Below are 25,806 nucleotides of genomic sequence, written 5' to 3' on the forward strand. Positions count from 1 at the left end.
GACTGTTGCGGTGGAGCGCGCTGCGCGATGGAAACCTACAACCCCTGTCTGGACTGCGGCATCTGCTGCACGCACTTCCGAATCTCGTTCTACTGGGCCGAGGCCGACGACGCCCCGGGCGGCTTCGTGCCGGCCGACATGACCGAGCAACTCACCCCGCACCTGCGCTGCATGAAGGGCAGCAATTCGATTCCGCGCCGCTGTTCCGCGTTGGCCGGCACGGTCGGAGAAAAGGTGTGGTGCACCATCTACGAGAACCGGCCGACGCCGTGCCGCGAGTTTCCGGTCTATTTCGACGACGGCCAGCCCAATCCCAAGTGCGATGAGCTGCGCGCGCGGATCGGCTTGCCGGCGCTGTTGCCGCAGGCGCCGGCGGACAGCGCCGCCGCGTGAGGCAGTAGGGCGCCCGTGGTCAGGCGCCGGTCCGCGCGACTTCGGCCAGCAAGCGCAAGGGGCCGACTGCCCGCAATTCGTCGATCTGCTCCGGGCGGCGCACGAACAGCGAGCCCGCGTAGCCGAGCGCGTTGACCGAGATGTCCTGCCACTTTTCGCAGCGGCGGGGCACCAGCAGCAGGTGGTCGTGGGTCAGCAGCAGGTTGTAGGGCGGCATCGGGTTGGCGGCGGGGTCGAGCCCCAGCCGGCGGCAGGCCTGCGCGAAGACCTCGCGCAGCGTGGCGCCGGGCTGCGGGCGCTGCCACAGGCCGGCGTCGAGCTTGACGAACAGGTGCGCCCATTCGAGCGCCCCGAGTGCGGTCGCCTCGCCCGCTTCCATGTCGGCCAGATGGTCGGTGAAGGCAGCCAGGCCGCGGCCGTGCGGAATCCATTGCAGATGCTTGTGCGGCTGGCTGGCGCCGGCGTCGGCGCCGCCGTTGTAGAAGCCCAGCCCGCCGTGCGGCCCCATGACCGCCGCGAGCGCATCGAAGTCGTCCAGCGTGAGCGGCGCGGTCTGCGCTTCGAACGCGCGCGTGACGATCAGCAGGTGGCGTTCGATCACCGGGTACTTGTTGAGTACCGCGAGGTGGTGCTCGCCCACCGGCCCGACGGTCAGCGCCGGATCGGGCGGCAGGAAGGGGTTGAAGTCGGGCTTGCGGCGGGTGACTTCATCCACGCGGGCCGCGTCCTTGCGGGCCAGCGACGACACCCAGCGCACCGCGAAATGCAGGCCGCGCTCCACCACCTCGGTCTGCTCGGTGCGGATGGGCTGCAGGGCCCCGCTTTCGAGCGCGGCGGCGATGCACAGGTCGATGCGGGTCAGCAGGTCGGGTTCCGGATGGGCGCCGCTGGTCATGTAAGCCTCGGGCGGGGGACAATCGCCGTATTGTGACACGACCATCCCGGCCCACAGCGCGCCGGCCCGCTCAAGGAATCCGTAACAATGTCCATCCGCTTTGCCGTCCGCGGCGATTACATCCAGCTCGACCAACTGCTGAAGGCCGCCAATCTCGTGTCGTCCGGCGGCGAAGCCCATGCCGCGGTGGAAGCCGGTGCCGTGAAGGTGGACGGCCGGCCCGAGTCGCGCAAGCGCGCCAAGCTGCGTCCCGGGCAGCGCGTCCGCTTCGGCGCCGAGGAGATCGTGCTGGTGGGCGCCGAAGACGCTTGAGCGTCCGCCAGGCCTACGGCAGCACGCGGCGCGCGGTCGCCGCGCGGTTGCGATGGGCGGCGATGCGCTCCCATACCCAGCCGCCGGGCAGGTCCTTGCCGGTGAGCACGTAGTTGAGCGTGTGTTCGTAGGCCAGGGTCAGGCACAGCGCGTTGCGCGCCTCCGGCAGCCCGATCAGCAGCAGTTCGTCGCCGGGGCGCAGCGGGCAGTCCGGCCCCGGCATCACGACGTGGTCGTCGTCGTCCCGGCGCAGGTAGGCGACGGTGCAGGGCAGGGATTCCTCGCGCCCCGCGGGCGAGCGCAGCACGTCGGCAATCCGTACCGTTTCGCCGTCCATCAGGCGCTGTTGCAGCGCGGGCGCGCGCAGCAGGTTGATGCGCTCGCTCCAGATCATCGGCACCGACCAGCCGTAGCGCGTGGTCAGGTCGTCGAGCAGGGCGGCGCTCCACGCTTCGCCGCGCTGTCGCACCTCCTGGAGGAACGGGGCGAGCAGCGGCGTGCCGAGAATGGCGAGGCATTCGTGGGCGATGATCTGGCTGGGCACCACGGCAATGTCGGCGTCGTAGGCGTCGAACAGCGCGCGGTTCACATACAGGTTCTGGCGCACGATGACGAACAGGCCGGGATTGAGTTCGCGCGCGGTGACCGCCGCGGACAGGTTATCGACATCGGAGCCGGTGCAGGCCACCAGCCCGACCGCGCTATCCACCCCGGCGGCCGTCAGCGCTTCGGCGCCGGTGCCGTCGCCCTGTATCCAGCGCTGGTCGGCTTCGGGCGGCGGCTGGCGGTCGATGATGGTGACCGGCACCGCCTGCGCTTCCATGGTCTGCGCCATCAGGCGGCCGAAACGGCCATGGCCGCAGATGATCCAGTTGCCGCGCGGTGGGTCGCGGTGGCGCTCGACCGCGGTGCCGGGCAGGCCGGTGAGCCAGCCGAGCAGATGCCAGGCGTTGGGCGCGTGCAGCGCGAGGCCGAGGTATTCCGCGAACTTCTCGAACGGATTGATGATGTGGCGGGTGCCGAACGAGGCCATGTTGGCCGCGGTGTCGCGCGATTCCGCCCGGCACAGCGCCGGGAGCTTGGGCGCCAGCAGGCGGGCGGCGATCGCGATCGCGAGGTTGGCGCTGTCGTCGTTGGTCAGCGCGATCACGCCGATGCAGTGCGGATGCGTGAGCCCGGCGAATTTGAGGATCTCGGGATTACGGGCATCCGCCGCAATGGCGGGCACGTCTGCGGCGTAGCTATGCAGCTCGATCTCGCCCACCTTGGCCTCGTCCAGTTCCACCACCACCGCGCGCACGCCCATGCGGTCGAGCGCCTCGCAGATCAGGCCGCCGGTTTCACCGTAGCCGCACACCAGGTAGAAGGGTTCGCGCAGGTTGCGCACCGCCCCCACGAAGCGCTGCATCGCGAAGGCCTGCTGCAGGTTGCGGTCGGCCAGCAGCGCGAACACCGTACCGAGCGTATAGGCCCAGCCGATCACCGACATGTAGATGCAGATCAGCACCCACAGCCGCTGCTGGTCGGAAAAGGCAAAGGGGATTTCGCCGAAGCCGATCGTGGTGGCGGTGTAGCTGATGAAGTACAGCGCGTGGAAGAAGCTGAGCTTGTGCGGATTGCCGTCGGCATCGACGCCGGGCGCGAGCGTGAGCCCGAGCACCGAGATCGCGATGATGACGATCAGCAGGATCAGCGGCGCCCGCATGCGCCGCATGATCAGGAAGAAGATGCTGTGATGGCGCGGCAGCGGCGTCATCGCGGGGCGCTCAACGGCGCTGCATGATGGTCTCGGCGATCAGGATGATGACCGAGACGATGTTGGCGAACAGCGCGCCGCCGGACAGCGACACCACGCTGGCGGTGGCCTTGGCGGTCATGCCGTCGCCGGTCACGTGCACCGCGTAACCCCACACCATCGCCGCGGCGATCAGCTGCAGGTCGGCCACCAGACTGGTGGCGAGGTGCACTGCGCCGATCTGGGTACGGTCGCCGAATTTCAGCAGCGTCGCGATCAGGCTGACGATGATGGCGGCAAACAGCTCGTAGATGTCGTGGTGCGCCGGGTTGTCGATGTCGCCGACGAAAAAGCCGAAGTTGAGCGTGGCGGCCAGCACGATAAAGAAGCCGAAGATGACTTTCTCGAGGTTCATGTTTCTCTTCTTGTGGTTTTCCGCGGCCTACCGGCATTCGGGACCGCCCGATTATATGCGGGGAACAGGCGCCGGGCGCCGCACCGGGACGAGGGCCTGGCCGCTTGGCCGAGAACGGACTGTAAAGCCGCCCGACACGCCGCGCCGGAATGAAGCCGGGGCGCCCGGGCAGGCGAAAGCGCTGGCGCCGGCGGGAACCGCGCCCGATCTGCGGCCTCGTCGCGCGCGCAGCGCAGTGCCGCTCAGGCCGGCGTGGGGCGCGCAGTGCCGGGAATGCCGTTTGCTCACCACGACGCTCGCGCCGGCTTTGCGTCGGCGCGTGCCGGCCCTCATCAACCACCAGGAGAAAGCGCTGTGAATGGCCCGTGTCGTCTCCTCACCGCACTCCCCATCGTCCTCGCCGCCGGATCGGTCAATGCGGCGCTGGTCACCTACAGCTTTACCGGCGCCACAGCCGGCTCCCACCAGTTCGACGCTTCGTCGTCCTACGACTCGGTCACCCGCCAGACGGTGTTCTCGCCAACCTACGGACCGCAGGCGGTCAACGCCGTCAGCGGCAGCGTCGCCTTCACGCTGGATCTCGACCGCTACACCGACGAATACGCCTCGACCGACGGCTTCGCATTCGCCTACACCGGCCCTTTGTCCGCCGGTGAGGCGTGGCTGCGCAGCACCGCCACGGTGAATGGGTTCTGGGGTAACGAGACGCTGAACACCGGGGGGATGGTGCTCAGCAATCTCTATGGGCAGACGGACGCCTATAACGGCGGGAGCGGCGGATATCTGTTCCTGGTCGACGAGGTCGAGTTCCAGCCTGTCACCTACACCTACGACGACCAGGGGCGTCCGACCTCCCGTCGCCATGCGTATGGACAGAGCATGATCCAGATCGACGACGACGGGCTGGTGCTGGCAAAGCTGAACGGGCAGGAGTTGCCGACCGGCTTCTCGTCCGCGCTGGGGGGCAGCATCAACATAAGGACTTTCGACGAGCTGATCCGCTACAGCTACGACGCCGACGGCACGCAGACTTTCACGTCCGACACCGTGAGCCGCTCGACCTTCCTTCCGATCGCATCCTGGCGCATCGACTTCAGCGACGTGCTGACCGTGCCGGAACCGGGGGCGCTGGCCTTGTTCGGAATCGGCTGGGCGGCGCTCGGCTGGCGCTGCCGGCGCACTCAGCGCACATCCCCGTCCACGTAGTACCAGCGACCCCCCTCGCGCACGAAACGGCTGGTTTCGTGCAGGCGATGGGCGCGGCCGCCGACGCGATAACGGGCGATGAACTCCACTTCCGCGTGCTCGTCGTCCAGCGCGCGGTGCGATTTGACCTGCAGGCCGATCCACTTCGGACGCGGTGTTTCGTCGAGGTCGAGGGCGGAGGGGCGGGTGGTCGTGTGCCAGGTGGTGAGCAGATAGTCGCGCAGGCCAAGGCTGTAGGCGGTGTAGCGCGAGCGCATCAGGGCTTCGGCGGTCGCAGCGGGCGCGCTGCCGTCGAGCGCGGGGCCGCAACACGTGGCAAACGGGCGAGCGGAGCCGCAGGGGCAGTCGGCGGGTTTCATCGGCTGGGGCGGGCAGGGAGGAAAAGCGCGGATTGTGCCTCGCCGACGGGCGGGGGTCATCCGCGCGGCGTGCATCGTGCGTCGTGCGGCCCGTCCGTCCAGACCCGCCGGAATCCGCATCGTGCCGCTGTTGCGCGCCAGTTCCAGTGTCCGCCCACCCTCCGCCGCCGGCACGGGGGCTGGGCCCCGTCTCCCTGCCGCGACGGGGTGGGCCGGGCCGGCGCGGGCAGGCCACGCGCGCCGGCTAACGCAGGATTTCGCGCAGTACGTAGGGCAGGATGCCGCCGTGGCGGTAGTACTCGACCTCGATCGGGGTGTCGATGCGGCATTGCAGGACGACGCGCCGGGTGTCGCCGTCGGCGCGATGGATCACCAGCGTCACGTCCTGCAGCGGGCGCAGTTCGCCGTCCAGTCCGTCGAGGTCGAACTGCTCGCTGCCGTCCAGCCCCAGCGCCGGCCAGCTGTCCTCGCCCTTGAACTGCAGCGGCAGCACGCCCATGCCGACGAGGTTGGAGCGGTGGATGCGTTCGAAGCTGCGCGCGATGACGGCGCGCACGCCGAGCAGCGCGGTGCCTTTGGCGGCCCAGTCGCGCGAGGAGCCGGTGCCATATTCCTCGCCGGCGAAGATCAGCGTGGGCGTGCCCCGTTGCTGGTAGGCCATCGCGGCCTCGTACACCGTGGTCAGCTGGCCGTCGAGCAGCGTGTAGCCGCCTTCGACGCGGTTGCCGTCGCCGTCGGCCGGCAGCATCAGGTTGCGGATGCGCACGTTGGCGAAGGTGCCGCGCATCATCACTTCATGGTGCCCGCGGCGCGAGCCGTAGGAGTTGAAATCCTTGCGCGCCACGCCCTGCGCGCTCAGCCATTGCCCGGCGGGCGTCGTTTCGCGGAAGGAGCCCGCGGGCGAGATGTGATCGGTGGTGACCGAATCGCCAAGCAGCAGCAGCGCGTGCGCGCTGCGGATCGCGCTGGTGGGCTGTGGCGTCATGCCGAAGCCGGTAAAGAAGGGCGGGCGCGCGATGTAGGTCGATGGCGGCCAGTCGTAGCGTTGGCCGGCGGGCGCGGCGATTGCGTTCCACAAGTCGTGGTCGCGGGTGAGGTCGGCATAGCGCTGACGATAGTTCGCCGGGTCCATCGCGAGCGGCATCACGGCGGCGATCTCGTCCGAGCTGGGCCACAGGTCGCGCAGGAATACCGGCTTGCCGTTGTGCCCGGTGCCCAACGGGTCGCGGGTGAGGTCGATGTTGACCGTGCCGGCGAGCGCGAAGGCGACCACCAGGGGTGGCGAGGCGAGGAAGTTGGCGCGTATCGACGGATGGATGCGGGCCTCGAAGTTGCGGTTGCCCGACAGCACCGCCGCGGCAACCAGGTGATGGGCCGAAATCGTCTCGTTGAATTCGGGCGCCAGGTCGCCGGCATTGCCGATGCAGGTGGTGCAGCCATAGCCGGCCAGCGCGAAGCCGAGTTCGGCCAGCGGCTCCAGCAGCCCGGCCTTTTCCAGATAGTCGGTCACCACGCGCGAACCCGGCGCCAGCGAGGTCTTGATGTGCGGCTGCACCCGCAGGCCGGCCTCGACCGCCTTGCGCGCCAGCAGGCCGGCGGCGATCAGCACCGCAGGGTTGCTGGTGTTGGTGCAGGACGTGATCGCGGCGATCAGCACGTCGCCGTTGCCCAGCGCGATGTTCTCGCGCCCGCTCGGCACGCGTTCGCGCAGCGTCTCGGCGGGGCGGCCGAAGCCGTTGGCGGCGGTGGGTGCCGAGAACAGTTCGGTGAAGCGCGCGCCGAGCCCGCCCAGCGGAATACGGTCCTGCGGGCGCTTGGGGCCGGCGACCGAAGGCGTGATGGTGGCGAGGTCCAGCACCAGCGTGCGGGTGTAGTCGATTTCGCCCGCGCGCGGCACGCCGAACATCTGCTGGGCGCGGAACCAGGCCTCGAGCAGCGCGCAGTTGCGCTCGTCCCGCCCGGTGCCGCGCATGTAGGCCACGGTTTTTTCGTCCACCGGGAAGAAGCCCATGGTCGCGCCGTATTCCGGCGCCATGTTGGCGATCGTCGCGCGGTCGGTGACGGTGAGATTGGCCGTGCCGTCGCCGAAGAACTCGACAAATTTGCCGACGACTTTCTCGCGCCGCAGCAACTCGGTGACGGTCAGCACGAGGTCGGTCGCCGTCACCCCTTCGGGCAGCTTGCCGCGCAGCTCCACGCCGATCACGTCCGGCGTGAGGAAATACACCGGCTGGCCGAGCATCGCGGCCTCGGCCTCGATGCCGCCCACGCCCCAGCCCACGACACCGAGGCCATTGATCATCGTGGTGTGGGAGTCGGTGCCCACCAGCGTGTCGGGATAGTAGAGGTCGCCTTCCTCGCGCAGGCCGCGGAAGAGATACTCCAGGTTGATCTGGTGCACGATGCCGATGCCCGGCGGGACGACGCCGAAGGTGTCGAAGGCCTGCATGCCCCACTTGAGGAATTGGTAGCGCTCGCGGTTGCGCTCGAATTCCAGCTCCATGTTCTGGCGCAGCGCGATCGGCGAGCCGTAGTGGTCCACCTGCACCGAGTGGTCGACGACAAGATCGACGGGCACCAGCGGTTCGATGCGCTTGGGGTCGCGGCCCTGTTCGGCGGCCACGTCCCGCATCGCCGCGAGATCGCACAGCAGCGGCACCCCGGTGAAGTCCTGCAGCACCACGCGCGCGACCACGAAGGGAATCTCGGCGCAGCGCTCGCCGCCCGGTTCCCAGTTGGCGAGCTGGCGGACGTGTTCGACGTCCACCTTGAGTCCGTCGCAGCGGCGCAGCACCGCTTCGAGCACGATGCGCAGCGACACCGGCAGGCGCGACACCGGGCCGATGCCCGCGGCTTCCAGCGCGGGCAGCGAGAAATAGCGTCCGATCTCGCCGCCCGGCGTGGTGAAGGTCTTGAGGGTCTGCTGCCTGAGTGTCTCGATGTCGGTGACGGCCATGATCGGTCTCCCTCGGTTCCGTTCTGCGGACTGTGGTGCGACATTCCCCGCAGGGGGGACGTTCCCTCGCGGTGCACGCGCCAAACACTGGAATTCCCGCACCTTTGGCCTATCGTGGAGAAATGTGCGCGGAGTAGAATCGCGCCCGCCGGCGCAGTTTTCTGCTGCGTCGCACCGCAAGTCTTATAAAAGACATATAATGCCGTCCGTCCGTGCGGGCGAACCCCGCGCCGGAGCCCTTGCCACCGTCACGAAACTGGAAGGAAGTCGCCGTGCTTGAAGCCTACCGTGCCCATGTCGCCGAGCGTGCCGCCCTCGGCATCCCGCCGCTGCCCCTGACCAAGCAGCAGACCGCCGAGCTGGTCGAACTGCTGAAGAATCCCCCCGCCGGCGAGGAAGCCTTCCTTGTCGAACTGCTGACCCACCGTGTGCCGGCCGGCGTGGACGACGCCGCCAAGGTGAAGGCCGAGTTCCTGGCCAAGGTCGCCAAGGGCGAAGAATCCTGTGGCCTCGTGTCGCGCGCCAAGGCCACCGAACTGCTGGGCACCATGCTCGGCGGTTTCAACATCAAGCCGCTGATCGACCTGCTGGCCGATGCCGAAGTGGGCGCTGTCGCCGCCGCCGGCCTCAAGACCACGCTGCTGATGTTCGACTACTTCCACGACGTCAAGGAACTGGCCGAAAAGGGCAACGCCAACGCCAAGGCCGTGATGCAGTCGTGGGCCGACGCCGAGTGGTTCACCAGCCGTCCGGAAGTGCCGGCCTCGCAGAAGCTGACCGTGTTCAAGGTCACCGGCGAAACCAACACCGACGACCTTTCCCCGGCGCCGGATGCCTGGTCCCGCCCGGACATCCCGCTGCACGCGCTGGCGATGCTGAAGAACCCGCGTCCGGGCATCACCCCGGAAGAGCCGGGCGTGCGTGGCCCGGTCAAGTTCCTCGAAGAACTCAAGGCCAAGGGCAACCTCGTCGCCTACGTGGGCGACGTGGTCGGCACCGGCTCCTCGCGCAAGTCCGCCACCAACTCGGTGCTGTGGTTCACCGGCGAAGACATCCCCTTCGTGCCGAACAAGCGTTTCGGCGGGGTGTGCCTGGGTTCGAAGATCGCCCCGATCTTCTTCAACACGATGGAAGACGCCGGTGCGCTGCCGATCGAAATCGACGCCGGCCAGATGGACATGGGCGACGAGATCGAGCTGAAGGTCGACCAGGCCACCGGCAAGGTCACCGCGCTCAAGAACGGCGCCGTGATCGCTGAAAGCCAGCTCAAGACCCTGGTGATCCTCGACGAAGTGCGCGCCGGCGGCCGCATTCCGCTGATCATCGGCCGCGGCCTCACCGCCAAGGCGCGCGAAGCGCTGGGCCTGCCGCCTTCCACGCTGTTCCGCCTGCCGCAAGCGCCGGTCGATACCGGCAAGGGCTTCTCGCTGGCGCAGAAGATGGTCGGCCGCGCCTGCGGTCTGCCGGAAGGCCAGGGCATCCGCCCGGGCACCTACTGCGAACCGAAGATGACCACCGTCGGCTCGCAGGACACCACCGGCCCGATGACCCGCGACGAACTGAAGGACCTCGCCTGCCTCGGCTTCTCCGCCGACATGGTGATGCAGTCCTTCTGCCACACCGCGGCCTACCCGAAGCTGGTTGACGTGAAGATGCACCGCGAGCTGCCGAGCTTCATCAGCACCCGCGGCGGCGTGGCCCTGCGTCCGGGCGACGGCGTGATCCACTCCTGGCTCAACCGCCTGCTGCTGCCCGATACCGTCGGCACCGGCGGCGACAGCCACACCCGCTTCCCGATCGGCATCTCCTTCCCGGCGGGTTCCGGCCTGGTGGCCTTTGCCGCCGCCACCGGCGTGATGCCGCTCGACATGCCGGAATCGGTGCTGGTGCGCTTCAAGGGCACCATGCAGCCGGGCGTCACCCTGCGTGACCTGGTCAACGCGATCCCGCTGTACGCCATCAAGGCCGGCCTGCTGACCGTCGAGAAGAAGGGCAAGAAGAACATCTTCTCCGGCCGCATCCTCGAAATCGAAGGTCTGCCGGATCTGAAGGTGGAACAGGCCTTCGAACTGACCGACGCCTCGGCCGAACGCTCTGCCGCCGGCTGCACGGTCCACCTCAACAAGGCGCCGATCGTCGAGTACATGAACTCGAACATCACGCTGATGAAGTGGATGATCGCCAACGGCTACCAGGATGCCCGCACCCTGCGCCGCCGCATCAAGGCGATGGAAGACTGGATCGCCAACGGCGAACTGCTGTCGGGCGATGCCGACGCCGAGTACGCCGCGGTCATCGAGATCGATCTGGCCGACATCAAGGAGCCGATCGTCGCGTGCCCGAACGACCCGGACGACGTCAAGCTGCTGTCCGAAGTCGCCGGCGACAAGATCGACGAAGTCTTCATCGGCTCGTGCATGACCAACATCGGCCACTTCCGCGCTGCCGGCAAGGTGCTGGACGGCAAGTCCGACATCCCGACCCGCCTGTGGATCGCCCCGCCCACCAAGATGGACGCGATGATCCTCAACGAGGAAGGCTACTACGGCGTGCTCGGCAAGTCCGGCGCCCGCATGGAAATGCCGGGCTGCTCGCTGTGCATGGGCAACCAGGCGCAGATCCGTAAGGGCAGCACCGCGATGTCGACCTCGACGCGCAACTTCCCCAACCGTCTCGGCATCGACACCCGCGTGTATCTGGGTTCGGCCGAACTGTCGGCGGTGTGCGCGCTGCTGGGCAAGATCCCGACCCCGGCCGAGTACATGGCGCAGGTGGAAGTGGTCAACAAGAAGGCCGCCGATATCTACCGCTACATGAACTTCGACCAGATCGAAGAGTTCAAGAGCGTCGCCGATACCGTCGAAGTTTAAGGTTTAGAGGTAGGGAGACCGGAGCAGGGCGCCCAAGAGCGCCCGCCCGCCGATGTAACGCCCCTGTCCGGGTTGCCGGCAGGGGCGTTTTGTTTTGATTTGACGGAATTTTCGCTCAACCTTTTCGCGTCCGCCCCCGTCCAAGGCCGTATACCTGTCCTTCCACCCGCGGTGGACGGCAAAGGAGGCGCAAATGACCGGGCATGTCACATCCAACCGCATGCGGCGCACGCGATCCGATGCGGGAGTACAGGGGCCGGCCCGTGCGCTGACCGTGTTGCGCTCGGTAAACGCGCTGATTTCCGAGACGAGCGACGAGGCCCTGCTGCTGCGCGAGGTCTGCCGCATCGTTGCCGCACCCAGCGCCTACTGCTGCGTCTGGGTCGCGTTTCCACAGGCGGACGGCCAGCACATGGAGGTGGTCGCATCGTGGGGCGCCACCGCCGGGGAACTGTGGGATCGGCCGCTCACACCTGATGGCGGCGGCGCCGAAGAGCAAGGCCTGACCGGCCGCTTGCGGCTGGGCTGGTCGTGGCAGGTGCCTCCTGCCCCCGGCGAGCAGGGCGGTGGCTTGGCGGTGCTCCCGCTGGGGGCCGGTTCCGCGCTGATTGGCGGCCTGATCGTGGGCACAGCGGACGGCGGGGGTTTCGCCACCGAGGAGCTCGCGCTGTTGCACGAGGCAGCGAAGAGCCTGGCGTACGGGATCGCCGCGCTGCGCTCCGCAAGCCAGCGCGCGGCGGCAGAAGCTGAACTGCGCCGGGTGGACCGCGCGCGGCGCACGCTCAGTGCCGCCAATCGCGCGCTCGTGCGCATCGCCGACGAGCAAGCGCTGCTCGACGCGATCTGCCGCGTGATCGTGGAAGAAGGCGGCTACCGCTATGCCTGGGTGGGCTACGCCCGCCACGATGAGGCACGCGGCATCGATGTCATGGCCGAGGTCGGGGTGGACCGGCCGCATCTCGAAGACCTCCGCCTGACCTGGGCCGATACCGAGCGTGGCCGCAGCGCAACCGGCACCGCGATCCGCAGCGGACGCCCGAGCATCGGGCGCAACATCCTCAGCGATCCCGACCTGGCGCCCTGGCGTGCCGAGGCGATACGGCGCGGCTACGCGGCGGTCAGCGCCTTCCCGCTCTTTGTCGGCGGCGAAGTCATCGGCAACCTCAGCATCGCCGCGGCGGAGGCCGACGCCTTCGATGCCGGCGAGGCTGAACTGTTGGGCGAGTTGGCGGCCGATCTTGCCTTCGGCATCGAAACCCTGCGCATGCGCCGTCGCAGCGAGGCCGCGGAGGCCACGATCAAGCGCATGGCCGAGCAGGACACGCTGACCGGACTGCCCAACCGCTGGCGGTTGCGCCTGCGGCTGAGCGAGGCGATCGTGGCGGCGAAGGCGGCGCACCGGCCGTTCGCGCTGCTGATGACAGGCATCGACCGCTTCCAGGACGTCAATGAAACCCTCGGCTACCAGCAGGGCGACGCGCTGCTGTGTGAGGTGGCGGTGCGCTTGTCGGGCCCGCTGGCCGATCCCGCCAACATCGCTCGGGTGGGCGAGGCGGAGTTCGCCATCCTGCTGCCCAGCGCCGACGCGAGCGCGGCCGCGGTGGCGGCGCAGCGGATCATCGCCGACATGCTGGCCCCGGTTGCCAGCGGCGACGTCATGCTCGACGCCGGCTGCAGCGTGGGGATCGCGGTTTTCCCCGGCCACGGCGCGGAGCCCGACACCCTGATCCGCCGCGCAAACGTCGCAATGCACCAGGCCCGCCAGCAGGGGCGCGGCTTCGCGCTCTACACCGGCGGCCGCGACCGCGAATGCGCGCGCCGGCTGGCGCTCATCGGCGATCTGCATCGCGCCATCGACAACAACGAGTTGCGCCTTTACTGCCAGCCCAAGATGCGCTTCGCCAGCGGCGAGATCTGCGGCGTGGAGGCGCTGGTGCGCTGGCAGCATCCGCAGCTGGGCCTGATCCAGCCCGACGAGTTCATCGGCCTGGCCGAGCACAGCGGCCTGATCGGGCCGCTGACCGACTGGGTGATGCAGGCGGCTTTCCGCCAGGGATATGTGTGGCGCGAAGCCGGGCTGCACCTGCCGCTGGCGGTGAATCTCTCCGCGCGCGACCTGCGCGATCCGCGTCTGCTCGAACGGGTGCGCAACCTGCTGGCCACCTGGGGCGGCGAGCCGGGCAGCGCGCAGTTCGAGCTGACCGAGAGCGCGTTGATGCACGACCCCCAAGGCAGCCTCGATTGCCTGTCGCGCCTGCGCGAACTCGGCGTGGAACTGTTCATCGACGATTTCGGCACCGGCTATTCCTCGCTCGCCTATCTGCAGAAGCTCCCGGTCGATGCGATCAAGATCGACAAGTCCTTCGTGCACGACATGCTCTCCAACCCGGATTCGGCGGTGATCGTGCGCTCGACGATCGATCTCGCCCACGATCTGGAACTGGAAGTGGTGGCCGAAGGCGTGGAGGACCGTGCCGGATGGGAGCACTTGGCCGCGCGCGGTTGCGATGTGTGCCAGGGCTACGTCGTGGGCCAGCCGGTGCCGGCGGAGGCGTACACCGAGCGCCTGGTGCAGGGCGGGGGGATGCCTTAAGAATTTTTTAGCCTTGCGAACGGCATTTGTTAGCAATTCCGTTGTGGTAGCGGGCGCACACTCGCGGCGTTCCGGAAAACAGCCGGAAACGACCAAAACCACAAGGAGATTTCCCATGCTGATGCCGTTCCCCCGCATCGCTGCCGCCTGTGCGCTTGCGCTGGCTGCCGGCAGCGCCGCCGCCGCGCCCGATTCCGCGATGATCGACCGCGGTCGCTACCTGGTGCAGATTGTCGGCTGCAATGACTGTCATACCCCCAACTATGCGCTGTCGGACGGCAAGGTGCCGGAGGCCGCCTGGTTGACCGGCGACGCGCTCGGCTGGAACGGCCCGTGGGGCACCACCTATCCCTCCAACCTGCGTCTGTCGATGACGGCGATGTCGGAGGCCGCGTGGGTGAAGGCTGCGCGCCATGCCGCCTACCGCCCGCCGATGCCGAGTGTCAGCCTGCGCACGATGACGGACCGCGACCTGCGCGCGATCTACCGTTTCGTCCGCTCGCTCGGCCCCGCGGGCGAAGCCGCGCCGGCCTATCTGCCGCCGGGCACGGAACCGCAAGGCCCGGTTGTGCGCTTCCCGGCACCCAAGGGCTGAGCGCATTCCCCGCGGGTAAGGCGGCCGTGGCGGCCGCGGGCAGGCGGGGCGCTGCGAGGTGGATGGCAGCCCGGCGAAAGCTGGCTATCATTCACCGATCATGTCGCCCGCCCCCGCCATTCCCGCCATCCTGGATGCCGCCCACGCCGAGTTCATCAGCAGCGGCATCTCCATCAACGCGGCCTCCTGCCGGCCGGGCGGCCTGCCGGCGCTGGCGCGCGCCACCGGCTGCCGGGTGTCGGACGATCGCCGCGAGGTCACCGTGCTGTTCGGTGCGCGCGCAGCCGCCGACCTGCTCGAAGGCGTCCGCCGCAGCGGGATGATTGCCGTGGTGTTCAGCGATCCGCCCAGCCACCGCACGGTGCAGTTGAAGGGCAGCGACGCGCTGGTGGTGCCGGTCGAAGCGGGTGACGAGGACCGGGTCGAACGCTACCGCCGGGCCTTTGCCGCGGTGCTGGCGCCTTTCGGCCATACCGAGGCGCTGGTTCGCGCGCTGCTTGCGGTACCGCCGGGGGAACTGGTCGCGGTGCGCTTCACGCCGCTGTCGGCGTTCTCGCAGACGCCCGGTCCGCAGGCCGGCGAACCGCTCGGGGGGCGCCGCGGATGATCACGCTGGATGCGATCCGCGAATGCCTGGAAGGCGTGGTGCCGGGCAATATCGCCACCTGCGCGCCCGACGGCACACCCAACGTCGCCTACCTGTCGCAGGTGCAGTACGTGGATGTGAACCACGTCGCGCTGTCCTACCAGTTCTTCAACACCACCCGCCGCAACATCCTCGCCTCGCCGTATGCCCGCGTCTCGGTCATCGATCCGCGTACGGCGGCGCACTACCGCATGACCGTGCAGTACCTGCGCACCGAAGAGAGCGGGGCGCTGTTCGAGAACATGAAGGCGCGGCTGGCGGGCGTGGCCTCGCATACCGGCATGAGTGGCGTGTTCCGCCTCCTCGGCGCGGATGTCTATCGCGTGCTCGACATCGAACAGGTGCCGGGCGAAACCCTGCCGCCGCCGCCCCCGCGGCGCAATCTGCTGGCGGCGCTGCGGGCCTGCGCCGGGCAACTGTGCGGCGCGGCCGATCTCGACGGTCTGCTGGCGGCCCTGCTCGACGGGCTGCAGCGGCAGTTCGGCATCGAACACGCGATGGTGCTGATGCTGGACGGTGCCGGCGAGCGGCTCTACACGGTGGCCAGCCGGGGCTACGAGAACTCGGGCATCGGCGCCGAAATCGCCCTTGGCGACGGCGTGATCGGGGTCGCCGCGCGCGAACGCACCCCGATCCGCATCGGTCATTTCACCGCCGACTACACCTACGGGCGGGCGATCCGCAGCAGCCTGGAAGGCAGCGGCGCCGGACCGCTGGAAACCGAGATTCCGCTGCCCGGCCTGCCCGATTCCTGCAGCCAGCTCGCGGTGCCCATCCTTGCGTGCGGCGCGCTGATCGGCGTGCTGTACGTCGAAAGCGCGGAAGACCTGCGCTTCGGTTACGACGACGAGGACGCGCTGGTTGCGCTGGCCGGCCAGGTCGGCGTCGGCATCCGGCTGCTGCAGCAGGGGCAGGAGAGCGCCGAAGAGAGCCCGCTGGCGGAGTCGGCGCGCGCCGGCGCGGACGGCGAGCCCTTGCGCTTGCGGCACTACGCCGAGAACGACAGCGTGTTCGTCGATGGCGACTACCTGATCAAGGGCGTGGCCGGCGCCATCCTGTGGACGTTGTTGCGCGACTACGTCGAGCAGGGACGGAGCCAGTTCTCCAACCGCGAGCTGCGGCTCGATCCGCGCATCCGCCTGCCCGACCTCAGCGACAACCTCGAGGCGCGCCTCATCCTGCTCGCGCGCCGGCTCGAGGAACGCGCCGCTCCGCTGCGGATCGAGAAGACGGGCCGCGGCCGTTTCCGCTTGTGCGTGTCGCGTCCGCTGGTGCTCGAATCGACCGGCGCGCGTGGCGGGCTGCCGCCCGCTTAAGAATTCCCTGCACAGTTCCTAAATCTTCCCTAAGGGCACCGGACCGGGCCCGCTGTCTCGCTACAGTGCGACGCCATGCACCGGCTGCGGCCGGCGCGCGAGCGAATCGCAACCAGGAGACGGAACATGGGAATCAGGCTTTACGACGAGCGGCCCGAGGCCTTGCTGGAGGCCATGCTGCTGATCCGCGCCTACGAGGAAAAGGCGGCCGCCTTGCAGGCCGAAAGCGGCACGCCCGGCACCTGCACCGCGGTGGGCCAGGAGGCGGCCGCGGTGGGCGTGGTGGCGGCGCTTGGCGCAGACGAACTCATCCTCACCAACCATCGCAGCGCCGGGCATCTGCTGGCGCGCGGCGCCGACCCGGGACGGCTGCTGGCGGAGGTGATGGGGCGGCGCGGCGGCTACTGCAAGGGCAAGAGCGGCTCGCTGCACGTTTCCGCGCGTGAGCTGGGCGTGGTGCTGACGTCCACCATCGTCGGCGGCGAACTCGCGCTGGCCACCGGGGTGGCGCTGGCGCAGAAGCAACTGCGCAGGCCGGGCGCGGTGGTGTGCTTCTTCGGCGATGGCGCAGCCTGCGAGGGCCGCTTCCATGAATCGCTGAACCTCGCCGCGCTGTGGGGGCTGCCGGTGCTCTACGTGTGCGAGAACAACGAATGGCAGGCCTTCGTGCATCGGCGCGAGACCATGCTGGCCGAGGGCATCGCCGGCTGGGCGGGCAACTACGGCATCGACCACGCCACCGTAGACGGCAACGACGTCGAGCAGGTGCGCGCGGTGGCCACCGCCGCGCTGGAGTCGGTGCGCGGCCGCGGCCGGCCCTTCCTGCTGGAAGCGCGCACCTACCGCCTGCGCGGGCATTTCGAACCCGACGACCAGGCCTACGTCGATGCGGACGAACTGGCAGCCTGGCGCGCGCGCGATCCGCTGCCGCGCATGGAGGCGCGCCTGCTCGCCAGCGGACGCTGCGATGCCGCCGCGATCACCGCGATGAAGGCCGCCGTCGCGGCGCAGGTCGCCGCCGCCCACGCCTTCGCCATCGACTCGCCCTATCCGGCGCTCGAAGAACTCACCACCGATGTTTACGCCTGAGGAACCCGTCATGGCCCGGATTACCGTGCAGGAAGCAATCGAACAGGCCCTGGCCGAGGAAATGAGCCTGGACGCCAACGTGCTGCTGATGGGCGAGGGTGTCGCCACCAAGAGGCCGGGGCTGGTACAGGCGTTCGGCGGCGAGCGCGTGCGCAACACCCCGCTGGCCGAGGGCATCATCGCCGGCACCGCCGCGGGGGCGGCCGCGATGGGGCTGCGGCCGGTCATCGACCTGCTGTTCGCCCCCTTCCTGTGTTACGCGATGGACGAACTGGTGAACAGCGCCGGCAAGCTGCGCTACCTCTCCGGCGGGCAGTTCGAATTTCCGCTGGTGGCACTGGCGATGACCGGTGCCGGTTGGGGGGTGGGCGCGCAGCACAACCACAACGTCGAAGCCTGGTTTGCCCATGCGCCGGGGCTGAAGCTGGTGATGCCCTCCACGGTGGCCGACTTCAAGGGGCTGCTGAAGAGCGCGATCCGGGATCCGAACCCGGTGCTGTTCTTCGTCGACATCGCGCTTGCCTATGCCGCCGGCGAGGTGCCGGAGGGGGAGGTGCTGGTGCCGATCGGCCGCGCCGCGACGCGCCGCGAGGGCGAGGACCTCACGCTGATCAGCTATGCGAAGACGGTCGATGCCTGCTTGCGCGCGGCGGAGACGCTGGCCGGGGAGGGCATCTCGGCGGAGGTCATCGACCTGCGCTCGATCAAGCCGCTGGACGAGGCCGCGATCCTGGCCTCGGTACGCAAGACCGGGCGCGCGATCGTCGTCCACGAAGCCAGCCGCACATGCGGCGTGGGCGCGGAAGTGGCGGCGCTGGTGGCCGAGCATGCGTTCGACGCCTTGAAAGCGCCGGTGCTGCGCCTGACCGGGCCCGACGCGCCGACGCCAGCCAGCTATCCGTTGGAGCAGGCCTTTGTGCCGCAGGCCGAGGCCGTGGTTGCGGCGGCGCGCCGCCTGGTGCGCTGAGCGAGACGCGGCCTGCCGCGCATCGAACGGAACGGAGCTTGCTTCGCGGGGTGGCGGGCGCACTTTGTGTGCGCTTTGCGACACCCAGCCATCCCGCGGAGCCGCCCCTTCCATGAAGTTCTACATGACGCCCGGTTCGTGTTCGACCGGCATCCACATCCTCCTCGAGGAAATCGGCAAGGTCTTCGAGGCCTACATCGTCAATCTTCCGGCCGGCGACCACAAAAAGCCGGACTACGTGGCGATGAACCCGAAATCCACGATTCCGGTGCTGGTGCGCGACGACGGCAGCGTGCTGACCGAATTTCCCGCGATCGCGTTCTGGCTGGCGCGCGCCAATCCGCGCGCGCGGCTGCTGCCGGACGATGACGAGGGCGTGGCGCGGGTGCTCGAGCACCTGTGCTACATCACCGCGACCATCCACGGCCAGGGCTATACCCGCATCTTCACCACCGATGCCTATACCGACAACCCGGCCGAGCACGACGCCGTGAAGGCGCGCGGACGGGAGATCGTCGATGCCGGTTTCGCGGTGATGGAGATCGCGCTGGCGGGCAGGGACTATCTCGTCGGCAACTTCTCGATTGCCGACGCGGCGCTGTTCTACGTCAGTTTCTGGGCCGACCGCATCGGCATACCGCTGCCGCCCAACTGCGCCGCCCACTACCAGCGCATGCGGGCGCGGCCCGTGGTGCAGCAAGTGCTGCGTGAAGAGGGCTATCGCTGAGCGCGACTGGCGACGGTTCAGCCCGCCTGGACCTGCGGAATGCGCCGCAGCCACAGTGCCAGCGCCAGCGTGAGCAATGCACCCAGCCCTAGCAGCAGCACCAGCCCGCCCCAGCCGGCATCGCTCCAGGCCAGGCCGGCGGCGCTGCCGATCACGCTGCCGCCCAGGTAGTACGCGCTGAGATAAAGCGCCGCGGCGAGCGCGCGGCGCTCCTGGGCGCGGCGGCTGACCCAGCCGCTGGCGGTCGTGTGGGTGGCGAAGAAGCCGAAGGTGAACACCCCCATGCCCAGCACCAGCAGCGGCAGCGGTTCGGCCAGCGTCAGCGCCAGGCCCGCGCCCATCAGGCACACCATCATCCACAGCACGTTGCGGCGACCGAAGCGGTCGGCGAGCCGCCCGACCCAGGCTGATGCCCAGGTGCCGAGCAGGTAGAGCAGGAAGATCGACCCGGTGGCGATCTGGCCGAGGTTGTAGGGCGCGCCCTGCAGGCGGAAACCGAGGTAGTTGTAGAGCCCGACGAAGGCACCCATGATCAGGAAGGCCGTGAGGAACAGCCAGGGCAGGCCGGCGTCGCGGAAGATTGCGAGCGCGTCGCGCAGGATGCGCATCGGGGTGGCCGCGCGGGCGCGGAAATGGCGAGAGGCTGGCAGGCCGCGCCAGAACACCACCGCGGCGATCCCTCCGAGCACGCCGAGCACCACCAGTGCCAGCCGCCACGAGCCCCATTCGGTGACGAGCGCGGCGAGGAAGCGTCCGCTCATGCCGCCGCAGGCATTGCCGGCGATGTAGAGGCCCATCGCCCGCCCTTGCGCGTTGGGGGCCACCTCTTCGCCCAGGTAGGCCATCGCCGCCGCCGGCAGGCCCGCCAGCACGACCCCGAGCAGCGCGCGCAGCACCAGCAGCGTGGTGAAGTCGGTAACCGCCGCGCTTGCCAGCGCAATCACCGCGGCCAGCGCCAGCGCGAGCTTCATCACCGGTTCGCGCCCGTAGCGGTCGGACAGCACGCTGGCCGGAATCAGGCTGAGCGCCAGTGCGCCGGTGCCCGCCGAAACCGAAAGGCTCGCATGGGCGGGACTGACATCGAACACCGATGCCAGCAGCGGCAGCATCGGCTGGGTGCCGTACAACATCGCAAAGGTGGCGAAGCCGCCCAGGAACATGGCCAGGCTGGCGTGGCGGAAGGCCGGCGTGCCGGCTTCGAGCGGGCCGCTCGGGGCGGGCGCGCCGGCGGCGCCGAGGGTGGGGGAGGCTGGGACGGACATTCCTGCGGGGTTCCTGTGGGCTCAAGGCGAGCCATACAGTGATGCTAGGTGTGTGCGAATACGCAGTCCAATATATTCTTTAGTGTCGATTGATACTTTAAAAATATATGGAACTGCGCCACTTGCGCTACTTCGTCGCGGTTGCCGAGACGCTCAATTTCACCCGCGCGGCCGAGCACCTGCACATCGGCCAACCCCCCTTGTCGATGCAGATCCGCGACCTCGAGACGGAGGTCGGCGCCCGGCTGTTCGAACGCAGCCGGCGCAAGGTGGAGCTGACCGATGCCGGCGAGCGCTTCCTCGCCCATGCGCGCGCCATCCTGGCCCGGACCGAGGAGGCGGCCGAGGAGGCGCGCCGGGCGGCGGCGGGCGAGATCGGCGAACTGCGCGTCGGCATCACGTCGTCGCTGCCCTACACCGCGATCCTGCCCGACGCGCTGGCGGCGTTCCGCCAGCGCCACCCCGCATTGCGGCTGCAGATCCACGAGATGTTCACCGCGGAGCAGTTCGACGCGCTTGCGCAGGACAGGCTCGACGTCGGCCTGGTGCGCTTCGACGCGACCCTGGCGCCACCCCATATCCGGGTTCGGGAGATCGGCCGCGACGCCTTGCGCGTGGTGGTCCATGCCGAGCATCCGCTGGCGGCGAAGGCGAGCGTTTCGTTCGCCGAGTTGCGTGACGCCGACTTCATTAGCTTCCCGGCGGATGCCGGCACCGAACTGCCCGCCATCCTCGACCGGCTGTGCCGGGGCGCGGGTTTCGAGCCGCGCGTGGTCCAGCTTGCGCGCGAGGCGACCACGCAGATCGGCCTGGTCGCCGCCGGGCTCGGCATCGCGCTGTTGCCGGCGCCGCTGGAGTGCGTGCGCATGCCGCGGGTGCGCTACCTGCCGGTGAAGGACGCGGGAGCCGACTTCCCGCTCGCCGTGGCCTGCCATGCGCATCGCACCCGCGCCGTGACCGATCGCTTCCTCGCGGTGCTGGACGAGGTGCGCACCACCCGCGCGGGCTGACACGCCGACGGGCGGCATTTCGCCCGCCGCGGCGGGCCGCGTAGAATGACGTCTCGATTCATCCCTCCCGCGCCTCTTCTGCTTATGCCTGTTTCTCCCGGCACCGCTGCATCCTCCGCGCAGGTTTCCATCCCGATGGACCAGGGATTCCTGCAGAACGTCCTGGATGCGATTCCGGCGCCGGTGTTCTTCAAGGACGCGGCGGGCCGCTACCTGGGCTGCAACACGGCTTTCCTGGATTTCCTCGGCTATACCGCCGATCGCATCCTCGGCAAGTCCGTGTTCGAGCTTTCGCCGCCGGACCTGGCCGCGCGCTACCACGCGCAGGACCAGGCCCTGTTCGACAACCCGGGCGAGCAGGTCTACGAGGCCCAGGTGCAGAACGCCCGTGGCGAACGGCGCGAGGTGGTGTTCTACAAGGCCACCTTCCACGACACCGAGGGCAAGGTCGCCGGCCTCGTCGGCACCATTCTCGACATCACCGACCGCAAGCAGGCAGAGCGCCGCGTGCGCGAGAGCGAGGAGCGGCTGGGCGCGCTGATCCAGGCGCTGCCGGACGCGGTGTTCCTGAAGGATGGCGAGGGCCGCTGGCTGGTGACCAACGGCGCGGCCCAGGCCTTGTTCGGACTGGCCGAGCGCGACTGGTTCGGCCGCACCGACCTCGAACTGGGCGCGGAGGACCCGGCGCGTGCCGAAGTGCACGCGGTGTGCGCACGCAACGACGAACTGGTGTGGCAACAGGGCGGCATGCGCCAGATGCTGGAGATCGTCGAGGATGGCCAGGGCCGCCGCCTGGTGTTCGAGGCCACCCGCATTCCGCTGTTCGATTCCGCCGGCCAACGCAAGGGCATCGTCGTTGTTGGCCGCGACATCACCGAACGCCGCGCCGCGGAGGAACGCCTGCGCCAGGCCGCGACCGTGTTCGACAACACGGTGGAAGGCATCTCGATCACCGACCGCGACGGCATCATCCAGTCCGTCAATCCGGCCTTCAGCCGCATCACCGGCTACGCCGAAGCGGAAGTGATCGGCTGCCACACCCGCATCCTCCAGTCGGGCCGTCACGGGGCCGATTACTACCGCGCGATGTGGCGTACGCTCGCGCGCACCGGGCAGTGGCAGGGCGAGATCTGGAACCGGCGCAAGACCGGCGAGGTGTATCCGCAGTGGCTGACGATCGGCACCGTGCGTGACGACGAGGGCGAGGTCAGCAACTACGTCGCGGTGTTCTCCGATATCTCCCAGATCAAGGACGCGCAGAGCCAGCTCGAACGCCTGGCCCACTACGACCCCCTCACCGGGCTCCCCAACCGTGCGCTGCTGGGCGATCGCCTCGCCCACGCGATTTCGCGCGCGCGCCGCGCCGGCACCTCGGTGGCGGTGCTGTTCCTCGATCTCGACGGTTTCAAGAACGTCAATGACAGCCTCGGGCACCCCGCAGGTGACCGTCTGCTGCAGATCATTGCCGAACGCCTGTGCGGTGCGTTGCGCTCCGAGGATTCGGTGTCCCGTTTCGGCGGCGACGAATTCGCCGTGGTGCTGGAGGACGTGGTACGCGGCGAAGCGGTGTCCGAGGTGGCCGAGCACCTGATCGCCGAGATCGCGCGCCCGCTCGATCTCGACGGCCACGGTGCCCACGTCTCGGCGAGCATCGGCATCGCGCTATTCCCGCGCGACGGCGACGACGCGACGACGCTGATCAAGGCCGCGGACACGGCGATGTACCGCAGCAAGGCGCTCGGCCGCAATACCTTCAGCTTCCACCACGAGGACATGGCGCAGGCGGCGCACCGGCGCCTCTCGCTCGAACACGGCCTGCGCCAGGCGCTGGAGCAGGGGCGTTTCGAACTGTGGTACCAGCCGCAGATCGACTTGCGTACAGGGGTGCTGGCTGGCGCGGAGGCGCTGTTGCGCTGGCGCGATCCGGAACGTGGGCTGGTGTCTCCGGCGGAGTTCGTGCCGCTGGCCGAAGAAACCGGGTTGATCCTGCCGATCGGTCTCTGGGTGCTGGAAGAAGCGTGCCGTGCGGGCCGGGCGTGGCTGGACGCCGGTCTGGCGCCGGGCCGGATCGCGGTCAACGTCGCCGCGCCGCAGATCGAGCGCGGCGGGTTCGACCAGGCCGTCGCGCGCGTGCTGTCGGCGTCGGGACTGCCCCCGGCCGCGCTCGAAGTGGAAATCACCGAAGGCTCGCTGCTGCGCTCGGCCGAGAACGCGCGGCTGGCGGTGGCGGCCTTGCGCGCACTCGGGGTCGGGGTGGCGATCGACGATTTCGGCACCGGCTATTCCTCGCTCGCCTACCTGAAGAACCTCGCGGTGCAGACGCTGAAGATCGACCGCGAATTCGTCCGCGACCTGCCACATGACGCCGGCAACCTCGCGATCACCCGCGCCATCATCGCGATGTGCCGCAGCCTCGGCTTCGGCGTCGTCGCCGAGGGCGTGGAAGAGCCGGCGCAGGCGGCCTTCCTGGTGAGCGAGGGATGCACGCTCGCGCAGGGCTACCTGTTCGCAAAGCCGATGCCCGGCGCCGAGTTTGCCGAATGGCTGCGTACCTACCGTCCCGAGCAGCATGTTCAGGGCTTCTCCGCGCTGGACTATGCTGAAGACCGATCCCGTTCCTGAAGCGAGGTTACCGATGAAGCAGAAGCCGCTCCATACCGCGTCCAGTCCTTTCGCCCGCCTGTCGGACGTGTGGCTTTCGAGCATGGTGGCGCCCTGGTCGGCCTGGCAGGTGTGGTCGCGCCTGTGGGGCGAGAATTGGCAGCGCTGGCTGGAAACCGCTGCCGCCATGCCGTCGCCTTGGTTGCCGGCGCTCGCCGCGGAGCGCCGCGACCAGCCGGCCGGCATCGAGTACTTCCTGCCGTGGGCGCCCACGCTGCAGAGGCTGAAACAGCCCAATCCCGACGCTCACACCGACAAGGATGCGGAGGGGGCGCTGATTCGCGCGGCGGCGCCGGTTCGGCGGACGCCGCCCAAGGCGGCCACGCCGGTGGCTGCAGCGGCCAAAGCCGCGTTGCAACGCGTGCCGGCCGCGAGGGCGGAAAAGACCGAGGCGCCGGCTTCCGCAGCGCCGGCAGGCTCGCCCGCAGTAAAGGTGGCCGACGCACCGGAAAAAGCGCCCCAGAAAACCGCCGGGAAGACGTCCGCGAAGCGTTCCGCGGGCACGAAGGCGGTTACCGCCGCGGCCGCGACCGAGGCGCCGCCGCCTGCCGCTGCACGGCCGCGCACGCGAAACGTGAAGGTGGCGGCGGAAAAGGCGGCGGAAAAGCAGGCGGAAAAGCAGGCGGTTGAAAAGCCCGCCGCCGACGCGTCCGTTACGTCGGCGGTCGCGGAAGAAAAGCCGGCCGCGCCGCGGCGTCAGCCGCGCCGGGCGCCCAAGGCCGGTTAGCGCCGGTTCAGGCGGCGAAGAAGCGGGCGCCGGCCTCGGCCGGCAGCGTCATGCCGGTATTGCGCGCGCGCTCCAGAAGTTCCCAGTAGTAGCGGTACGAGGCGCGGTCGTGCAGTTTGCCGGCGTGCTGGATCGGCCCCCACGCGGCATCCTGCGCGGCCAGCAGGATGGCCGCCGCCGCTTCCACTTCCGAGAAGTCCGGACGCATCGCCTCGACGATGGGCAGGATCTGGTTGGGGTGGATGCTCCACATGCGCAGGAAACCGAATTCGCGCCGTGCGCGTTCGGCGTCGTGGCGGATGTAGTCGATGTCCTTCAGCTCGGTGGTGACGTTGTGCGACGGCACCACGCCGTTGGCCAGCGCGGCCGCCGCGATTTCGGTCTTGGCGCGGACCACCAGCGGATGTTCGAACTGGCCGGGACTTTTCATCGCGGCACCCGGGATCGCGCCGTGATGGCCCGAGACGAAATCCATCAGGCCGAAGTCGAGCGACTCCACGCCGTCCAGCGCGGCGATGTCCCAGACCTCGCGCAGTGCGCCATGGGTTTCGATCAGCACGTGGACCGGCAGCGGGCGCTTCAGCCCCGCCGCCTGCTCGACGCGGCGCAGCTCGCCGATCTGCTCGGCTGCGTCCGCCGCCGAGCGCACCTTGGGCAGCGTGACGAACGCGAGCCGGGCGCCCGCAGCGGGCACCATGAGCGCAAGGTCGGCCCGCCAGTGGGGGTGGGTAATGTCATGGATGCGCACGCCGACCCGGCCGTGGCGGTTGTCCGCCGAATTGACGACCTCGACCACCATGCACGCGTGCTCTTCCTCGGCTCCGGCGCGCGCGCCGTCCTCGCAGTCGCAGGTGATGTCGAATACCGCGCCCAGCTCCTGCTGCAGCGCGAGCGCCTTGCGCATCAGCTTCTCGGAACCCGCGTAGTGGTCTACCGCCGGCAGGGCGGGGAAGGGCCGTTCGCCCGCAAAAAGGACGTCGCGCGGATGGGTAGCCTGGGACATGGTCGATTCTCGGCGTCAGGGAATGGCGGCGAAGGATAGCAGCGGGGCGGTAAACGAAAAAGGCGCATG

At 69.0% G+C, this 25,806-nt stretch carries 21 protein-coding genes; 14 read left to right on the forward strand and 7 right to left on the reverse strand.

What is annotated here, in order from left to right; all coding sequences use genetic code 11:
* Positions 1-27: 27 nt before the first annotated feature.
* The gene (locus dqs_RS08105; RefSeq protein ID WP_011765259.1) at positions 28-393 is read left to right on the forward strand and encodes a YkgJ family cysteine cluster protein; all 366 of its coding nucleotides are present in this window, start codon (positions 28-30) and stop codon (positions 391-393) included.
* Positions 394-412: 19 nt separating this feature from the next.
* Here the strand turns inward: dqs_RS08105 and dqs_RS08110 are convergent, their stop codons facing one another.
* Entirely contained in the window at positions 413-1,288 is an 876-nt protein-coding gene (locus dqs_RS08110; RefSeq protein ID WP_065340153.1) for an ATP adenylyltransferase family protein, read from the reverse strand.
* An 87-nt stretch (positions 1,289-1,375) separates the two neighbouring features.
* Here dqs_RS08110 and dqs_RS08115 point away from each other — a divergent pair, with 87 nt between their 5' ends.
* The gene (locus tag dqs_RS08115) at positions 1,376-1,600 is read left to right on the forward strand and encodes an RNA-binding S4 domain-containing protein (protein WP_011765261.1); all 225 of its coding nucleotides are present in this window, start codon (positions 1,376-1,378) and stop codon (positions 1,598-1,600) included.
* Between the two features lie 13 nt (positions 1,601-1,613).
* On the opposite strand, the gene dqs_RS08120 is transcribed toward dqs_RS08115, so the two are convergent.
* Together dqs_RS08120 and dqs_RS08125 are read right to left on the reverse strand one after the other, a co-directional pair.
* Positions 1,614-3,356 (reverse strand): NAD-binding protein, encoded by a 1,743-nt coding sequence (locus dqs_RS08120; RefSeq protein ID WP_065340154.1) that lies wholly within the window; start codon positions 3,354-3,356, stop codon positions 1,614-1,616.
* A 10-nt stretch (positions 3,357-3,366) separates the two neighbouring features.
* Entirely contained in the window at positions 3,367-3,750 is a 384-nt protein-coding gene (locus tag dqs_RS08125) for a DUF6394 family protein (protein WP_011765263.1), read from the reverse strand.
* A gap of 354 nt (positions 3,751-4,104) precedes the next feature.
* Here dqs_RS08125 and dqs_RS08130 point away from each other — a divergent pair, with 354 nt between their 5' ends.
* Entirely contained in the window at positions 4,105-4,956 is an 852-nt protein-coding gene (locus dqs_RS08130) for a PEP-CTERM sorting domain-containing protein (RefSeq protein ID WP_065340155.1), read from the forward strand.
* Here the strand turns inward: dqs_RS08130 and dqs_RS08135 are convergent.
* Together dqs_RS08135 and acnA are read right to left on the reverse strand one after the other, a co-directional pair.
* The gene (locus dqs_RS08135) at positions 4,932-5,315 is read right to left on the reverse strand and encodes a YchJ family protein (protein ID WP_065340156.1); all 384 of its coding nucleotides are present in this window, start codon (positions 5,313-5,315) and stop codon (positions 4,932-4,934) included. The genes dqs_RS08130 and dqs_RS08135 overlap by 25 nt on opposite strands.
* Before the next feature lie 244 nt (positions 5,316-5,559).
* A complete protein-coding gene (gene acnA, locus dqs_RS08140) occupies positions 5,560-8,271 on the reverse strand; it encodes an aconitate hydratase AcnA (protein WP_065340157.1) in 2,712 nt (903 codons plus the stop codon).
* A 272-nt stretch (positions 8,272-8,543) separates the two neighbouring features.
* On the opposite strand from acnA, the gene acnB reads away from it, so the two are divergent.
* The 8 genes from acnB to dqs_RS08180 all read left to right on the forward strand — a co-directional run bounded on the left by acnB (position 8,544) and on the right by dqs_RS08180 (position 19,074).
* A complete protein-coding gene (acnB, locus tag dqs_RS08145) occupies positions 8,544-11,141 on the forward strand; it encodes a bifunctional aconitate hydratase 2/2-methylisocitrate dehydratase (RefSeq protein ID WP_011765267.1) in 2,598 nt (865 codons plus the stop codon).
* Positions 11,142-11,334: 193 nt separating this feature from the next.
* Positions 11,335-13,734, forward strand: coding sequence for a putative bifunctional diguanylate cyclase/phosphodiesterase (locus tag dqs_RS08150; RefSeq protein WP_084018318.1), 2,400 nt, complete (start codon positions 11,335-11,337; stop codon positions 13,732-13,734).
* Positions 13,735-13,849: 115 nt separating this feature from the next.
* On the forward strand, positions 13,850-14,329 hold the full coding sequence (locus tag dqs_RS08155) for a hypothetical protein (RefSeq protein ID WP_011765269.1): 480 nt from the start codon (positions 13,850-13,852) through the stop codon (positions 14,327-14,329).
* Positions 14,330-14,429: 100 nt separating this feature from the next.
* Positions 14,430-14,936 carry a hypothetical protein gene (locus tag dqs_RS08160; RefSeq protein ID WP_065340158.1) on the forward strand — a complete coding sequence of 169 codons (507 nt, stop codon included), beginning with the start codon at positions 14,430-14,432 and terminating at the stop codon, positions 14,934-14,936.
* Positions 14,933-16,291 carry a GAF domain-containing protein gene (locus dqs_RS08165; protein ID WP_065340159.1) on the forward strand — a complete coding sequence of 453 codons (1,359 nt, stop codon included), beginning with the start codon at positions 14,933-14,935 and terminating at the stop codon, positions 16,289-16,291. Before dqs_RS08160 ends, dqs_RS08165 begins: the two co-directional genes overlap by 4 nt.
* 126 nt (positions 16,292-16,417) lie before the next feature.
* On the forward strand, positions 16,418-17,380 hold the full coding sequence (locus tag dqs_RS08170) for a thiamine pyrophosphate-dependent dehydrogenase E1 component subunit alpha (RefSeq protein ID WP_065340160.1): 963 nt from the start codon (positions 16,418-16,420) through the stop codon (positions 17,378-17,380).
* Between the two features lie 10 nt (positions 17,381-17,390).
* On the forward strand, positions 17,391-18,347 hold the full coding sequence (locus dqs_RS08175) for an alpha-ketoacid dehydrogenase subunit beta (protein WP_065340161.1): 957 nt from the start codon (positions 17,391-17,393) through the stop codon (positions 18,345-18,347).
* 112 nt (positions 18,348-18,459) lie between these two features.
* A complete protein-coding gene (locus tag dqs_RS08180) occupies positions 18,460-19,074 on the forward strand; it encodes a glutathione S-transferase family protein (protein ID WP_065340162.1) in 615 nt (204 codons plus the stop codon).
* 17 nt (positions 19,075-19,091) lie between these two features.
* Here the strand turns inward: dqs_RS08180 and dqs_RS08185 are convergent, their stop codons facing one another.
* The gene (locus dqs_RS08185) at positions 19,092-20,336 is read right to left on the reverse strand and encodes an MFS transporter (protein WP_179948021.1); all 1,245 of its coding nucleotides are present in this window, start codon (positions 20,334-20,336) and stop codon (positions 19,092-19,094) included.
* A 107-nt stretch (positions 20,337-20,443) separates the two neighbouring features.
* Between dqs_RS08185 and dqs_RS08190 the strand changes: the two genes are divergently transcribed.
* The 3 genes from dqs_RS08190 to dqs_RS08200 all read left to right on the forward strand — a co-directional run bounded on the left by dqs_RS08190 (position 20,444) and on the right by dqs_RS08200 (position 24,734).
* A complete protein-coding gene (locus dqs_RS08190) occupies positions 20,444-21,346 on the forward strand; it encodes a LysR family transcriptional regulator (protein WP_065340163.1) in 903 nt (300 codons plus the stop codon).
* A gap of 135 nt (positions 21,347-21,481) precedes the next feature.
* Positions 21,482-23,968 carry a sensor domain-containing protein gene (locus tag dqs_RS08195; protein WP_065340164.1) on the forward strand — a complete coding sequence of 829 codons (2,487 nt, stop codon included), beginning with the start codon at positions 21,482-21,484 and terminating at the stop codon, positions 23,966-23,968.
* On the forward strand, positions 23,943-24,734 hold the full coding sequence (locus dqs_RS08200) for a hypothetical protein (RefSeq protein ID WP_157108161.1): 792 nt from the start codon (positions 23,943-23,945) through the stop codon (positions 24,732-24,734). The genes dqs_RS08195 and dqs_RS08200 overlap by 26 nt, the downstream gene beginning before the upstream one ends.
* A gap of 7 nt (positions 24,735-24,741) precedes the next feature.
* On the opposite strand, the gene dqs_RS08205 is transcribed toward dqs_RS08200, so the two are convergent.
* The gene (locus tag dqs_RS08205; RefSeq protein ID WP_065340166.1) at positions 24,742-25,737 is read right to left on the reverse strand and encodes an HpcH/HpaI aldolase/citrate lyase family protein; all 996 of its coding nucleotides are present in this window, start codon (positions 25,735-25,737) and stop codon (positions 24,742-24,744) included.
* Positions 25,738-25,806: the final 69 nt, after the last annotated feature.

This window comes from Azoarcus olearius (assembly GCF_001682385.1).
GTDB lineage: Bacteria > Pseudomonadota > Gammaproteobacteria > Burkholderiales > Rhodocyclaceae > Azoarcus > Azoarcus olearius.